12 protein-coding genes and 5 pseudogenes are annotated in these 13,807 nt (G+C 74.2%); 14 read left to right on the top strand and 3 right to left on the bottom strand.

Annotated elements, in window-relative coordinates:
- Nucleotides 1-54 precede the first annotated feature (54 nt).
- From WKH84_RS12740 to WKH84_RS12685, 12 genes and pseudogenes are all read left to right on the top strand, one after another.
- Nucleotides 55-165: pseudogene (locus WKH84_RS12740) on the top strand (hypothetical protein); the annotation flags it as partial.
- A gap of 103 nt (nt 166-268) precedes the next feature.
- On the top strand, nt 269-727 hold the full coding sequence (locus tag WKH84_RS12735) for a proton-conducting transporter membrane subunit (RefSeq protein ID WP_341853918.1): 459 nt from the start codon (nt 269-271) through the stop codon (nt 725-727).
- Entirely contained in the window at nt 651-1,169 is a 519-nt protein-coding gene (locus tag WKH84_RS12730; protein ID WP_341853917.1) for a proton-conducting transporter membrane subunit, read from the top strand. Before WKH84_RS12735 ends, WKH84_RS12730 begins: the two co-directional genes overlap by 77 nt.
- 7 nt (nt 1,170-1,176) lie before the next feature.
- Nucleotides 1,177-1,437, top strand: a pseudogene (locus WKH84_RS12725) (Na+/H+ antiporter subunit E); the annotation flags it as partial.
- Between the two features lie 253 nt (nt 1,438-1,690).
- A complete protein-coding gene (locus tag WKH84_RS12720) occupies nt 1,691-1,951 on the top strand; it encodes a monovalent cation/H+ antiporter complex subunit F (protein WP_341853916.1) in 261 nt (86 codons plus the stop codon).
- Nucleotides 1,948-2,403, top strand: coding sequence for a monovalent cation/H(+) antiporter subunit G (locus WKH84_RS12715; protein WP_341856888.1), 456 nt, complete (start codon nt 1,948-1,950; stop codon nt 2,401-2,403). The genes WKH84_RS12720 and WKH84_RS12715 overlap by 4 nt, the downstream gene beginning before the upstream one ends.
- Before the next feature lie 68 nt (nt 2,404-2,471).
- Complete coding sequence (locus tag WKH84_RS12710) at nt 2,472-3,365, top strand: hypothetical protein (protein WP_341853915.1); 894 nt, start codon at nt 2,472-2,474, stop codon at nt 3,363-3,365.
- The gene (locus WKH84_RS12705; RefSeq protein WP_341853914.1) at nt 3,362-3,802 is read left to right on the top strand and encodes a GntR family transcriptional regulator; all 441 of its coding nucleotides are present in this window, start codon (nt 3,362-3,364) and stop codon (nt 3,800-3,802) included. The genes WKH84_RS12710 and WKH84_RS12705 overlap by 4 nt, the downstream gene beginning before the upstream one ends.
- 115 nt (nt 3,803-3,917) lie before the next feature.
- Nucleotides 3,918-6,125: pseudogene (locus WKH84_RS12700) on the top strand (prolyl oligopeptidase family serine peptidase).
- Nucleotides 6,126-6,446: 321 nt separating this feature from the next.
- On the top strand, nt 6,447-6,644 hold the full coding sequence (locus WKH84_RS12695) for a hypothetical protein (protein ID WP_341853913.1): 198 nt from the start codon (nt 6,447-6,449) through the stop codon (nt 6,642-6,644).
- Nucleotides 6,626-6,910 carry a hypothetical protein gene (locus tag WKH84_RS12690; protein WP_341853912.1) on the top strand — a complete coding sequence of 95 codons (285 nt, stop codon included), beginning with the start codon at nt 6,626-6,628 and terminating at the stop codon, nt 6,908-6,910. The genes WKH84_RS12695 and WKH84_RS12690 overlap by 19 nt, the downstream gene beginning before the upstream one ends.
- A gap of 81 nt (nt 6,911-6,991) precedes the next feature.
- Nucleotides 6,992-9,019, top strand: a complete 2,028-nt coding sequence (locus WKH84_RS12685) for a serine hydrolase domain-containing protein (protein WP_341853911.1) — start codon at nt 6,992-6,994, stop codon at nt 9,017-9,019.
- Between the two features lie 138 nt (nt 9,020-9,157).
- Here WKH84_RS12685 and WKH84_RS12680 read toward each other — a convergent pair.
- Nucleotides 9,158-9,656 (bottom strand): annotated as a pseudogene (locus tag WKH84_RS12680) (glutathione peroxidase).
- A gap of 138 nt (nt 9,657-9,794) precedes the next feature.
- Between WKH84_RS12680 and WKH84_RS12675 the strand changes: the two are divergent.
- Entirely contained in the window at nt 9,795-11,375 is a 1,581-nt protein-coding gene (locus WKH84_RS12675) for a DUF222 domain-containing protein (protein WP_341853910.1), read from the top strand.
- A 177-nt stretch (nt 11,376-11,552) separates the two neighbouring features.
- On the opposite strand, the gene WKH84_RS12670 is transcribed toward WKH84_RS12675, so the two are convergent.
- Nucleotides 11,553-11,684, bottom strand: a complete 132-nt coding sequence (locus WKH84_RS12670) for a hypothetical protein (protein WP_341853909.1) — start codon at nt 11,682-11,684, stop codon at nt 11,553-11,555.
- A gap of 434 nt (nt 11,685-12,118) precedes the next feature.
- Nucleotides 12,119-12,598 carry an aminoglycoside phosphotransferase family protein gene (locus WKH84_RS12665; protein ID WP_341853908.1) on the bottom strand — a complete coding sequence of 160 codons (480 nt, stop codon included), beginning with the start codon at nt 12,596-12,598 and terminating at the stop codon, nt 12,119-12,121.
- Nucleotides 12,599-12,920: 322 nt separating this feature from the next.
- On the opposite strand from WKH84_RS12665, the pseudogene WKH84_RS12660 reads away from it, so the two are divergent.
- A pseudogene (locus tag WKH84_RS12660) lies at nt 12,921-13,657 on the top strand (glutamine amidotransferase).
- Nucleotides 13,658-13,807: the final 150 nt, after the last annotated feature.

Raw genomic sequence — 13,807 nt, 5'->3', positions numbered from 1 at the left:
AACGGCGCGCCGCTCACCGGCGACCTGTTCAACCTGTTCGTGTGGGTGGAGGTGATGCTGATGCCCTCCTACGCGCTGATCGCGCTGACGGGCACCTGGCGTCGCCTCGGCATCGGCCGACTGTTCGTGCTGGTCAACCTGCTCACCTCGACGGTGCCGCTGATCGGCGTGGGGTTCGTGTACGGCACCGCCGGCACCGTGAACCTCGCCGCGCTGGCCGGTGCCGGCGGCGAGAACCCGGTCACCGCCGCGGCCCTGGCCGTGGTGCTTGCTGGCCCTGGCCGTCAAGGGCGGCATGGTGCCGGTGCACTCCTGGTCGCCGCGCGCCTACCCCGCGACGTCGGCCGGGATCATGGCGCTGTTCTCCGCCCTGCACACCAAGGTGGCGCTGTACGCGATCTACCGCATCGTCGCGGTCGCCTTCGGCGACGAGCTCCCGTTCCTCACCGTGTTCGCGGTGCTGGTGCTGGCCACGATCCTGGTGGGAGCGTTCTCCACCGCCGCGGCCACCCGGGTGCGCACCGCGATGGGCCATCAGATGGTCACCGGCGTGGGCCACATCCTGCTGGGCCTGGTCTTGCTCACCCAGCTCTCCGTGACCGCGGGCATCCTCTACCTGGTCCACCACGTGATCTCGATGTCCTCCCTGCTTGCTCACCACCGGCGCGCTCGAGCACACCTACGGCTCGGGCCGCCTGGACCGCCTCAGCGGCCTGGCCCGGCGTGAGCCGTGGGTGATGGCCGTGATGGCGCTGGGCATGTTCAGCCTGGTGGGCCTGCCGCCCACCTCCGGCCTGTGGGGCAAGGTGGGCCTGCTGCAGGCCCCCTCCCAGCAGATCACCGGCGGGGACGCCGTGCTGGGCTGGGCGGCGCTGTGTGCGGTGGTGGTCGCCTCCGTGGGCTCCCTGCTGGGCCTGCGGCGGGTGTGGCGCAGATTGGCCTGGGGTGAGGACATGACCACCTACCGGCCGGACGATCCGACCACGGGCCGCGGCGAGGAGCGACCGCCGCCCGACGAGGTGCGGGTGCCGCGGCGGTCGCTGGCCCCGGGCGCGGCCATGATCGCGCTGTCGATGGCGCTGTTCGCGGGGATCGGCGCCGTGTCGCGCCCAGCATCGACGTGGCCGCCACGGACCTGCTGGATGTCGAGGCCTACGTCGAGGCGGTGATCGGCTGATGCGCGCCTGGTACACGTTCACCTACGTGCTGTGGATGATCGGCGAGATCGTGAAGGGCTCCTTCGCGGTGGCCGCCGGGGTGTACAGCCCGCGCACCCGCGGCTCGCCCGCGATCGTGGAGTACCCGCCGCGGGCCACCACGGACCTGGAGATCATCGCGATGGCCTCCTCGATCACGATCACCCCGGGCACGCTGGTGGTGGGCACCGCCCACGGCACCCTCGAGGAGGGCCCGAGCCTGTTCGTGCACGTGCTGTTCGCCGCGTCGCGCGAGCAGGTGGTCGAGGACCTGCGCGAGATGGAGCGGCGCCTGCTGCGCGCCTCCCGCGGGCCGGGCGGGGCCGAGGCGGCGCGCTCCCGCGCCGGTCGCGCAGTGCGGTCGACGAGCGCTTCGCGGACGGGCGCGCCGTGCGTCGGATCCGCGCCGCGGGCCACCGCACGGGTCCCGGCGGGCACGCCGGGCCGGGCGGGTCCTCGCACGAGCAGTCCCGCGAGCAGGAGGAGGACGAGCGATGACCATCATCCTGTGGACCGCCGTGGTGCCGCTGGGCGCCGCGATCCTGGTGGGCCTCTTCCGGGTGGCCACCGCCCCGGATCCGGCGAGCCGCGCCGTGGTGGGCGATCTGGTGTTCTTCTCCGGCATCGGGGTGCTGGTGCTGATCGGCCTGGTGAACTCCTCCGCCGCGGCGGTGGACGCCGCGCTGATCGCGTCCGTGCTGGGGATCCTCGCCACCGTGGCCCTGGCCCGCATCCTCACGAAGGGGCGCCGATGAACCCCGTGCTCGACCTCGCCCTCACCGTGCTGATCGGCGTCTTGCTGATCGGCGGCGCGTTCTGGATGCTCACCGCCGCGCTGTCGATGTTCCACGCCCGTGATTCGTTCAGCCGCATCAACGTGCTCTCCCCGGCCACCGGCCTGGGTCTGCCGATGATCGTGATCGGCGCCTTCCTGCGAAGACACCCGCACCAGCGGGCTGGACCCCGTCGTGCTGGTGAAGACGCCGCTCACCGTGCTGGCGCTGATCATCGTCTCCTCCATCGCCTCGAACGTGCTGGCGCGCGCCGCCTACCTCTCCGGCTCGCCCGTGGACCCGCGCACCGCCCCGCAGGACCTCGCCCGGGCGCCGGGCGAGGGGGAGCAGGAGCCGCACAGCGAGGAGCGCTGAGCGAGCAGGCCGCAGGGGCAACGGCCTGGGCGATGCCCCCAGGTGTACCACGAGACTGATACGGTGTGTGTCAACTAGCTGGTACACCGCGGAGGTTTGGCATGACCTGGACGATGTTGTGGATGCTTTGCTCTGGCGACACCTGGCCGGGATCGTGCTCGGTGCGCTCGCATGGGCGGTGCGCCGTCGCGGGCTCCCTGCGCTGGAGGCAGGTCGTGCCGTGACGGCGGCGGCGACCGGAGGGGCCGTGGTGCTCCTGGCGGCCTACTCCGTGCTCGGGGCGATGCCGCTGTGGGTCGAGGCGCCCCGGGAGGTCTGGTCGGCCGTCTTCGGGGCCCGCTACGCGCCGCCGCTGGTGCTCGGGCTGGTGGCCCTGGTCGCGCTGGGCGCCGCCCGCCCGCATCGCGCGCCGTCCACAGGGGCATCCCTCGCGCCGCGGACCTGGCGCACCTTCCTCGACGCCCGCTGGCTCGCCGCTCTCGTCATCGCCCCCGTGCTCGTGCTCGTGCCCACGCTCGCCGCGGGCATGGCCTCCCGGCCGGACGAGGACGGCGAGTACACCCGTTACGTGGTCGACGTCGGCTCGGGCACGCTCGGCACGGGCATCTACGGATGGCATCACTCCGCCCTCCCGCTGGTGTTGCTGGTGCCGCTGGGCGCGGCCACCTGGTGGGCCCTGTCCGGGATCGCGCGCCCGCCGCTGGCCGAGGCGGAGCCTGCCGACGCGGCGAACCGCCGGCCGCGCGCGCGAACGTCGCGCGGGTCGCGCTCGGGGCGCCGCTGCGCACCTCGGCACGATCCTGACCTCGCTGGCGAACACCTCGCGGCTCTCCGGCACCTTCTCCGGCGGGGATCGTGGGCAGTTCTCGATCAGCACGCCGTTCGCCGCCCTCTCGGGCGCGCTCGACGTGCTCGGGGCGGTGGCCGCCTGCGCGGGCTGTGCGCTGTGGGTGTTCACGGCCCTGACCGCCGTGCCCGCGCCGTCCCTCTCCCGCTCGCGACGCGCGCGGTCCCGTCGTGATCCTCGCCCTGAGCCACGAGGACGGGAGCCCCGCCCGGCAGATCCACGATCAGATCAGCGGCCTGATCACCATGGGTCGGCTGGGCCGGGGCGAGCGCCTGCCCTCGGTCCGGCGACTCGCCGCCGACCTCGCCGTCGCCCCTGGAACCGTGGCGAAGGCCTACCGCTCGCTGGAGGCGGACGGCTTCCTGGTGACCCGGGTGGGCTCGGGCACTCGGGTCAGCGACGAGGCGGCCCCGGTCTCCTCGGCCGTCGCGCAGGCGGCGCGCCATCTGGCGACCGCCGCGCGCGACGAGGGCCTCTCGCTCGAGGACGCGCCGCGGGTCTTTGCGCGGTACGTGGTGAGGGAGACGCGGAGCCGTGTCCTGCCGCCTCGGCAGGACAGGGCCCGCTCCGGCGACGTGCAGAGAATCGACCGGCGGAGGATGGGCCCATGACCGTCGCGCCCGACCCTGTCTGCTCTCCGCGGGAGGGACGAGTCCATGATCCGGCCGCTGGATCCGGACGCACGACTCGACCTCCCGGGACCGTTCGCCTGCATAGGCTGGTCTCATGGTGACGACTCTCCCGTACGGCTCCTGGCCCTCGCCCCTGACCGCCGACCTCCTCGCGACCGGCGGCACCCGCCTGGGCTCGCCGCGCCTCGTCGGCCGGGAGGTGTGGTGGAGCGAGGGGATCGCGACCGAGGGCGGCCGCCAGGCGATCGTCCGCACCGCGGGTCCCGTCGCGCTCCCGCCGGCCGAGGGTGCCGAGGGACAGCCCGCTGCGACCGGCCCGACCGACCGCGTCACCGTCCTGCCCGCCCCCTTCAACGCCCGCTCGCGCGTGCACGAGTACGGCGGGTCGAGCTGGAGCGTCGTCTCCGCGCCGGGCCTGGACGGGCAGGGGCCGCTGGTCGTCTTCGTGAACTTCGCCGACCAGCGCGCCTACGCGCGCGCGAGGGGCAGCGGCCCCGCCCGCTCACCCCCGTCGGCCCCGAGGTCGCCTCCGCGCACGGACCCTCGATGCGCTGGGCGGACCCCACCGTCGTCACCCTCGCGGACGGCACGACCGAGGTGTGGTGGGTGTGCGAGGACCACACAGGCGGCGAGGAGGGTCCGCGCACCGACGCCGACGGCGCCCCGCACATCGAGCGCAGCATCGTCGCCGTGCCGCTGGACGGCTCCGCCGCAGAGGATCCTGCCGCCCTGCGCCGCATCACCCCCGCCTCCCGCTTCGTCGCCCACCCGCGCCTCAGCCCCGACGGCACGCGCCTGGCCTGGATCAGCTGGGAGCACCCGCAGATGCCCTGGGACGGCACCGAGCCGCACGTCGCTCCGCTGATCGGCGGCGCGCGCCGGGGAGGGCGAGATCATCGCCGGCGGCACCGACGTCTCGGTGCTCCAGCCCGAATGGCTCGACGACGAGCGCCTCCTGTTCCTCTCCGACGTCACCGGCTGGTGGAACCCCTGGACCTGGTCGTCGGCCGACGGCGCCCGTCAGGTCCTCGAGCGCGAGGAGGAGTTCGCCGGGCCCATGTGGGCGCTCGGCACCACCTGGTACCAGGTGCTCGACGCCGACCGGGCCCTCGTCCAGCACGGCCGCGCCGCGACCTCGCTGTCCGTGCTGCGGATCAGCACCGGCGAGCTCGCCCCGCTGGACTGCCCGCTCACCGAGGTCGGCGGCATGCGGCGCCGCGAGGACGGGTCGCTCGTCCTCGCCGGCGCCTCCCCGACGGCGTTCGGCGCGATCCACCTCGCCGAGCCGCGGCTCGAGGAAGGGAGCGCGGAGGCCGATCCGCCGGCCGACCCGTCCGACGCCGCGCCCGCGGCCGCCTCGACCGGTGGCGCGCCGTCGGCCGCCGAGTCGGGTGCCCCGCCGTCGGCCGTACCCTCCCTCTCCCCGCTCACCCTGCTGCGCTCCTCCCGCGACGACGCCCCGGACCCCGGCCTCCTGCCGGAGGCGGAGAGCATCGAGGTGCCGCTGGCGGACGGCGGAGTGGTCCACGCGATCGTGCACCGCCCCCGCCAGGAGGGCCTCGCCGGGCGCGAGGGCGAGCCGCCGCCGTTCATCGCGCAGGTCCACGGCGGTCCCACCGCGCACGTCCCGCCGGTGCTCTCGCCGCCGGTCGCCTACTACACCTCCCGCGGGCTCGGCGTGGTGGTCGTGAACTACGGAGGCTCCAGCGGCTACGGCCGCGCCTACCGCGACCGGCTCAAGGGCCAGTGGGGCGTGGTCGACGTGCAGGACACCGTCGCGGTGATGGAGCACCTGGTCGCCGAGGGGATCGCCGACGGCAAGCGGCTCGCGATCGAGGGAGGCGGCGCCGGCGGCTGGACCACGCTGGCGTGCCTGACCCGCACGGACGCCTTCGCCGCCGGGGTCTCCAGCTTCGGCGTCGCCGAGCTGGAGCAGTTCCGCCTGGACACCCACGACTTCGAGTCCCGCTACATCGACGGGCTCGTCGGCCCCTATCCCGAGCGGCGCGATCTGTACGTCGAGCGCGCCCCGCTCAGCCACGTCGACGAGCTCGAGGTGCCGGTGCTGCTGCTCCAGGGTGACGAGGACCGGATCGTCCCGCCCAGCCAGTCCGAGGCGTTCCGCGACGCGCTCGCCGCCAAGGGCATCCCGCACGCCTATCTCCTGTTCGAGGGGGAGCGGCACGGATTCCGGAAGGCGGAGACGATCGTGACGGCGATCGAGGCGTCGCTGTCCTTCTACGGGCAGGTGCTCGGCTTCAGCCCCGCCTGCGTGCCGGTGCTCGCGCTGGAGAGGAGCTGAGGGTGCGGTGACCGGGAGCCGGGGGCGGGGGAGATGACGATGGATCCGAGCACGAACGGCGAAGGCCCCGGGGCATACGGGTCGGGAGCTCCCTGGCCGGGAGTCGGGGACCCGGGCGCCCACGGGCCGGGATCGGGCTGGCCGGGACCGGTCGGTCCGGGAGCCCAAGGGCACCGGGCCTACGGGCCGGGAGCGGGCGGGCAGAACCCGGGCGGTCCCGCTCCCGTGCCTCCGGCCGACGGCGGGTCGTGGCCGCCGCGCTCACCCGTCCCGCCCGCACCCTCCGTGCCACCGGTCCGCACGGCGTACGCCCTGATCGCGGTGATGGCTGTGATGGTGCTCAGCGGCCTCGTCGGCCTGCTCCTGGAGCTGTTCGGGGCGGGACTGCCTCTCGTGACGTGGACCGGGTCGCTGACCGAACCCGGCGGTCGCTCCGCGGTGGTGGCCGTCATGGTGCTCCTGCTTCGCTCGGGAACCTGGCGCTCTGGGTCGCGGCGCTGGTGCTGTCGATCGTCGTGATCGTGCGCGCCCGTCGCGGCGACCGACTCTGGATCGGCGGGGTGCTCGCCATCGCCCCGGTCCTGCTCGGCCTGCTCTTCGGCATCGACGTCTCCGGTGACCTCGACACGCTCCCCGACGGTCTCGCGCTCGTCGCCCGGCTCCTCGACGTCGTCGGGGTCCTGGTGGTGGCGGGGCTGAGGGCGGCCTCGATCGTCCTGCTGGTGCTCGGCCTGCGCGAGGTGCGGGCGGCTCGACGGGGCGCTGGCCGCGTCGGCGGTCGCTGACCTGCCCCACCGCCCCCATGCCCGCGGCCGCCCCAGCCCGTCCTGTGACGGTTGCCATAGGAAGGGGCCGGGGATAGGTTGGTGGGCGGTGCGCGAGGCTCCCGACCAGGGGGAGCGGAGCCTGTGTGCCTCCCGGTCCGACCAGCGGAGACGGAGGTGCGGCGTCATCGAGGACGCCCCCGGCCGCGCGACGGACCCGATGCGAAGGAGCCCCATGGACCAGCCCGGCACCGACCAGCCCCGCGACGATCGGCCCCGCCCCGACCAGCCCGGCACCGACCAGCCCGGCCTCACCCGGCGCACCGGCCTCGCAGCGGGAGCCCTCGCGGCCTGCGCCGGAGCCGTCGGCCTCCCCGCCGCCGCGCACGCCATGGGCGATCCCGCGCCGCGCAAGGAGCGCCCCGAGAAGCAGGCCGCCGCCTCCGCCCCCGGCTGGCGGCCCGGCGGACCCCACCCCCACCCCTGGAACCGGCGCGGCTCCTCGAAGACGCTCGAGGACGTCGAGCCCGCCGACGTCGGCCTGGACGCCGACGTGCTCGCCCAGCCGCCCGGCATCCTCCGCGCCGGCCTCGACAACGACCCGCCCCGCTTCTCCGGCGCCACGCTCCTGATCGCCTCGCAGCGCGGCATCGCCTACGAGCACGCCGACGGGTACGCGCGCGCTGGCAGGACGCGAGCACCGAGTCGCCCGAGGCCGAGCGGATCCCCGCCCGGACGGACACGATCTACGACCTCGCCTCGATCTCGAAGATCTTCACCGCCACCGCCGTCATGCGCGACGTCGAGGCGGGACTGCTCGCGCTCGAGGACCGCGTCGCCGACCACCTCCCGCGCTTCGCCGAGAACGGGAAAGGTGAGGTCACGGTCCAGCACCTGCTCACCCACGTCGGCGGACTGCCCGCCTTCATCAACCTCTACTCCGCCTTCCCGGACATCCCCTCGAGGATCGACGCGGTGCTCACCGTCGCGCCGAGCACCCCGCCCGGCACGAAGTACGTCTACTCCGACCTGGGCCTGATCACGCTCGGGCTCATCGTCGAGAAGCTCTCCGGGCAGAGCCTCGATGCGTACGTGCGCGAGCACATCACCGGCCCGCTCGGCATGGACGAGACGATGTACAACCCGCCCGCGGAGCTGAAGGCTCGCATCGCCGCGACCGAGTACGTGGAGCACTACGGCCGGCTCGTCCACGGGCACGTCCACGACGAGAACGCCTACTCCCTCGGCGGCGTCGCCGGGCACGCCGGGGTGTTCTCCACCGCCCGCGACCTCGCCGTGTTCGCGCAGATGTTCCTGCACGGCGGGATCTACGGCGGCGCTCGCATCCTCCAGCCCGACACCGTCGAGTCGATGTTCACCGACCGCATCGCCGAGATCACCGGGGTGGGCGGCGCGCGGCGCGGTCTCGGCCCGGAGCTCGAGGCCTGGTTCTATCACGCCGGCCTGACCAGCCCGTACAGCGGCGTGCACACCGGATTCACCGGCACCTCGCTGGTCATCGACCCGCTCACGGAGACCGTCGTGGTGTCGCTGACGAACTCGGTGCACCCCACCCGCGAGTGGTCCACCACCTCGGTCACCCGTCGCGAGGTCTCCACCTGCGTGGCCCATGCGCTCGGGATCGTCCCCGAGAGCGTGCGGTCCGGCTGGCGCGCCGGGGACCGTGACGCCGCCACGGCGACCCTGGAGATCTCCGCGGACCTGCCCGGCCGTGAGCCCGTGCTCGAGGTGGAGCTGTTCGCGCACCTCGAGACCGCCTACGACCTGCTGGTCCTCGAGGTATCGGCCGACGGGGGAGAGAGCTGGAAGCCCCTGCCGGGCCGACTCACCGCCCGCCACCAGGAGCCGGTCGAGATCCCCGACGGGACGATCACCGGCTGGGGCCGACGCGTGGCATGGACGGGGACGTTCCCGCTGGTGGACGCGTCGGGTCCGCTCTCGGGCGAGGTGCAGGTGCGGCTCGCCCTGACCACCGACGGCTCCACCCGCGGGCTCGGCGCGTGGGTGGGGAGGCCGCGGGTGCTGGACCGGCGTCAGGTGCTCGTGGACACCGATCGGCCCGGGGACCGGGACGCCGTCGTCGCCGACGGGTGGTCGCTGCCCGGGTGAGCCCGGCGGCGCCGGGCCGACGGCCTCGGGGCGCGACCGTGGGGTCCGCACCCGACGTCATCGCGCTCCGAGCCGTCGCGCCCGGAGCCGTCGCGCCCGGAGCCCTCGGGCCCGGCACCCCGGCCGGCCGTCGGCCGCTCAGGCGCCGAGCGCGGCCTCGATGTCGTCCGCGATCTCCTCGGGAGTGGTCTGCGGCGACCAGCGGCGCGAAGACCTGCCCGTCGCGGTCCAGCAGGAACTTGCCGAAGTTCCACTCGATGTCCCCGGCGGGAATCTTCAGCCCGCCCTCGAGCTCGTGCTCGCCGGTCAGCCACTGGTACAGCGGGTGCGCGCCCTCGCCGTTGACCTCGATCTTCGAGAACATCGGGAAGGTGACGCCGTAGTTGACCTGGCAGAACTCGGAGATCTCGTCGTCGGTGCCGGGCTCCTGGTTGTTGAACTGGTCGCAGGGGAAGCCGAGCACGGTGAGGCCGCGGTCGCCGAAGCGCTCGTGGAGGGCCTGCAGGCCCTCGTACTGCGGAGTGAGTCCGCACTTGCTGGCGGTGTTGACCACGAGCACGACGGAGCCGAGGTGCTCGGAGAGGTCCTGCTCGGTGCCGGAGAGGGTGGTGGCGGTGAAGTCTGCGAGAGTCGTCATGCTCTCCATTGTGGGTGCCGCGGCTGGGCGGTGCCCGACCCCGACCGTTCCTCCACACTGCCCCGCCGTCCCCATTTCCCCTCTCTGCCTGGTGATCTGCCGCGGGCGCCGGAAGCATGGAGGCATGACGAGCGCACCGTGGTTCCCGGGTTCCTCGGGGAGGACACCCCCGAGGGGGCCCTCGCCGCGCCGCGCCGCACCGACCCCGTCGGCCTCGCCCAGCACCTCGGAGACCTGGCGTTCCTCCTCCAGGGGCTCGCCGGCGACCCCGCCGAGCTGTTCACGACCGAAGGCAGGCCCCGTCGCGAGTTCTCCGACCTGCTCGGCGCGATCCAGGCCTCCCGCGGGGCGCTCGACTCCCTCGAGGCCCGCGCATTGGTCGCGCCGCAGGACACCACGCGCCGCGAACGCTGGGAGCAGGCGCGGGCCGGCGCCGCCCACGAGGACGCCGCCATCCCCTCGCGCAGTCGCATCGAGCAGGAGGCCGACGGCTCCACCGTCACCGACATCTCCCTGATCACCCGCCGCTCCCCGCACATGGCCGGCCGCACCCTCGCCTCCGCCCGCCGCCTCGTCGAGACCCTCCCGCGGATCATGTCGGCGCTGGCCGCGGGCCAGATCGCCGTGGACTCCGCCTACGCCGTCGCGGGCGCCTCGGCCGTGCTGGACCCGGACCTCGCCCGCGAGGTCGACCGGATCCTCGGCGAGCGGTCGCCCGACCTCGACGGCGCCGGCACTCGCAGGTGGCGGGACGCGGTCGCGACCGTCGCCGGGGACGTCGACCCCGAAGGCTCAACGCTCCGCCACCGGCGGGCGCGCAGCGACCGTCACGTCACGGTGACTCCTGGTCAGCACGGGATGGCGACCCTCACGGCGCGGCTCACCGCGCTCGACGCCCAGCAGATCCACCGCCACCTCAGCCGCGAGGCGGAGCGTCGCCGCGCCGCCGGGGACCGCAGCGGCCACTCCGCGGTGATGGCGGACGTCCTGGTCGACACGGTGCTCCGCCCCGGCGAGGGGGCGCCGCCGCCCGTCACGCTCGAGGTCGGCGTGATCATCACCGACCGTGCCCTGTTCCGTCCCGATGCGGGCGACGTCGCCCATCTCGAGGGCTACGGCGCGGTGCCGGCCGAGGCGGTGCGCGAGCGACTCCTGGCCTGCACGACCCCGCCCGCTGAGGGGGAGCGCGATCCCTTCGGGCCCGACGGCGAGGCCGTGCGGGCGACGCTGCGACGCCTCTACGCCCACCCCACGGCCGACGAGCTCATCGCGATGGACTCCGCCTCGCGGCCCTTCCCGCCCTCGATGCGACGCTTCCTCAGTCGGCGCGACACCACCTGCCGCGGACCGTTCTGCAACGCCGCGATCCGTCAGTACGACCACATCGTCCCCGTCTCCCGCGGCGGACCCACCAGCCTCGACAACGGACAGGGCGCCTGCGCCCACTGCAACAAGAAGGAGCGGCTCGCCGCCCGCGTCGAACGGGTCGAGAACCCCGCCCTGCCCGGGCACCGGGTGCGCTGGACCGGACACTCCGGTGCGGTGCGGGAGACCGGGCCGACGCCGCCGCTGCTGGGCCCGACAGACCGGGCCAGGGCGCCGGGAGCAGACGACGCGTCAGCGGCGGGACACGACGGATCCGCGGCTGGCCCTGAGGGCGGGCCCGACCGCGGCCCCGGAGACGGATCGAGCAACGGATCCGACGACGGTGGGAGCTGAGGGTAGGCCGGGGCACCGGGAGCGACTGACGGCTCGGCGACCGGACCGGATCCGACTGCGTGCCCGGCAGGTGGTCCGACAACGGCGGCACGTGAAGGCGGGCCCGGTGCGGGACCTGAGGAAAGGCCCGTGCGGCTCCCACGACGGACCACGTCGAGGATCAGCGAACCGCAGCGGTCACTCGACCCCGTCGGCCGCGAGCCGGAGCGCGGCCGACGCCGCCCCGTCGAACTGCGCCGCCTCCTGCACGCAGCGGGCCAGCGACCACCGCCGGGTCCGCCGACGGTCCAGCCCCGCGAGATCAGCCATACGATCCGCGAACGCCCCCGGACCGGCCACGAGACGCTCCTGATCGTTGAGCATGTGCTGCGCAGCACGTCGTAATGCGGATCGCCGACGTACGGCTTCGGGTCGATCAGCGACCACCCGTCCTGGCCGTCATGGGTGAGGATGTTGCCCGGGTTCAGGTCCGTGACCAGCAGGACCCGCTCCCCGTCCCACTCCCGGGGCGCTCGCGGAGCAGTCCGAGGCCATGCTCGACGAGCCCCGACGGCAGGAGCGACGGGGCGGAGACGGCGTGCCGCTGGGCGGCGCTGTCGGCCCACCACGCGCACATGTCGGCGAGTGGCCGGAACGAGGAGAGCGTCGGGTCGCCGGAGTGAGGTGCCGGAGTCCTCGGGCTCGGTGCCGTCGCACTCGGGTCCGCGCACGGGACGCCGGATTCCGCCGTCGGCGCGTCGCAGTCAGGTGCCAGATCGTCGTCCCCGGAGAGCGGCTCCTCGACCGGGACGCGCGACCGGCGCAAAGACCGCCGCGGTCACCTCGTCCCGCTCGGGCCAGGTCAGGCGACTCGCGAGGGGCACCCCGGGCTGTACACGCTCCATCAGCAACGCCGCCGTGTCGCCGCGTCGTTCGCTGCGGAACAGTGCCGCGACCCCACGGCCCTGCCAGGCTCGCATCCCGGCGGCCTCGTCGCGGGACTCCTCGTGCGCCCACGCCACCTTCAGCACCTGCTCGGCCCCGTCGGCGGTGCGCACCGGCGCGACCCAGGCGCTCGAACCGCCCGGTCGGAAGGGCGGCGGCGCCGTCAGCTCCCAGCGCTCCAGCACCTCGTCGACCAGCGCGGGAAGGCGGGCGAGCCACGCGCACAGCGCCGGGTCCTGCGCCGCCCGCAACCCCTCCGGGAGCGGATGTCCCGCGACCAGCGCGACCGGTGAGCTCACGAAGAGAGCACCTGCTCGGCGCACAGCACGGCGGGCCGTTCGACGGCCGCGGGAGTCAGCGCGAGGCCACGAGCAGGGGAAGCGGTCACGGGATCTCCTCGATGAGCGTCGTCGACGCCCCGCAGACTACGGGAGAGGCCGGCCCGACCGTCGGGACCGCGGTGCGCGCCGACAGGACAGCAGTGCGCGCCGACAGGACCGCAGCGCGCCGACATGCCGCGGCACGGTCCTGCGCCACGTCCGCGGAGCCGTCCATCACCGGCGATGCAAGGGCCTGCCCCGACGGCCAGGAGCATCACGCACCAGTCGATACGATGCGCTGGTGAAACCGTTCGTGCAGATCGCCACCCGTCCCGAGGACGACGTCGCCGCCACCGAGCGCGCCGCCGTGCTCGACTTCACCGGCCTTCAGGAGCAGGACCTGCTCTGGGCGCGCTTGGACCGTGACCCCTTCCCGGACCTCGCGATGGACGACGTCTCCGGCATCATCCTGTGCGGCGGCCCCTTCACCGTCTCCGACCCCGTCGACTCCAAGAGCGAGGCGCGGCTGCGGGCCGAGGCGGAGATCGACCGCATCCTGGACCAGGTCATCGCCCACGACGTCCCCTTCCTCGGCGCCTGCTACGGCATCGGCACCCTCGGCACCCACCAGGGCGCGCTGATCGACCGCACCCACGGCGAGCCGCTCGGCGCCGTCGAGGTCACCCTCACCGAGGCCGGCCGCGAGGACCCGCTGGTCCGCGCCGCGCGCTGGAGGACACCTTCCTCGGGCTCGTCGGCCACAAGGAGGCAGTGCACATCCTGCCCCCGCACGCCACCGCGCTCGCGAGGGGACGCACCGCACCGGTGCAGATGTTCCGCGTCGGTACCAGGCAGTACGCCACCCAGTTCCACCCCGAGCTGGACGTCCCCTCGATCATCGAACGGGCCCGCGCCTATCGCGACCACGGCTACTTCTCGCCCGACGAGATGGAGGAGATCTTCACCGAGTCGCGGCACGTCGAAGCCGACCAGCCGCCGCGGCTCCTGCGCGCCTTCGCGGAGCTGTTCGCGCGCTGACCCGGTTCGCGTGCTGACGCGGCTCGCGTGCCGGCGCGCTTCGCACATTGACCCGGCACGGACGCCGACGCGGCTCGCGTGCTGACGCGGCTCGCGTGCTGACCCCGCCGGGAGCCGGGAAGCGTTGTCCTTCCTCCGCTCCCGCCCGGC

Source organism: Brachybacterium sp. GPGPB12, from assembly GCF_038396325.1.
GTDB lineage: Bacteria > Actinomycetota > Actinomycetes > Actinomycetales > Dermabacteraceae > Brachybacterium > Brachybacterium conglomeratum.
The sequence above is the reverse complement of the archived record's forward strand: the minus strand, read 5'-3'. Positions and strand labels throughout refer to the sequence as shown.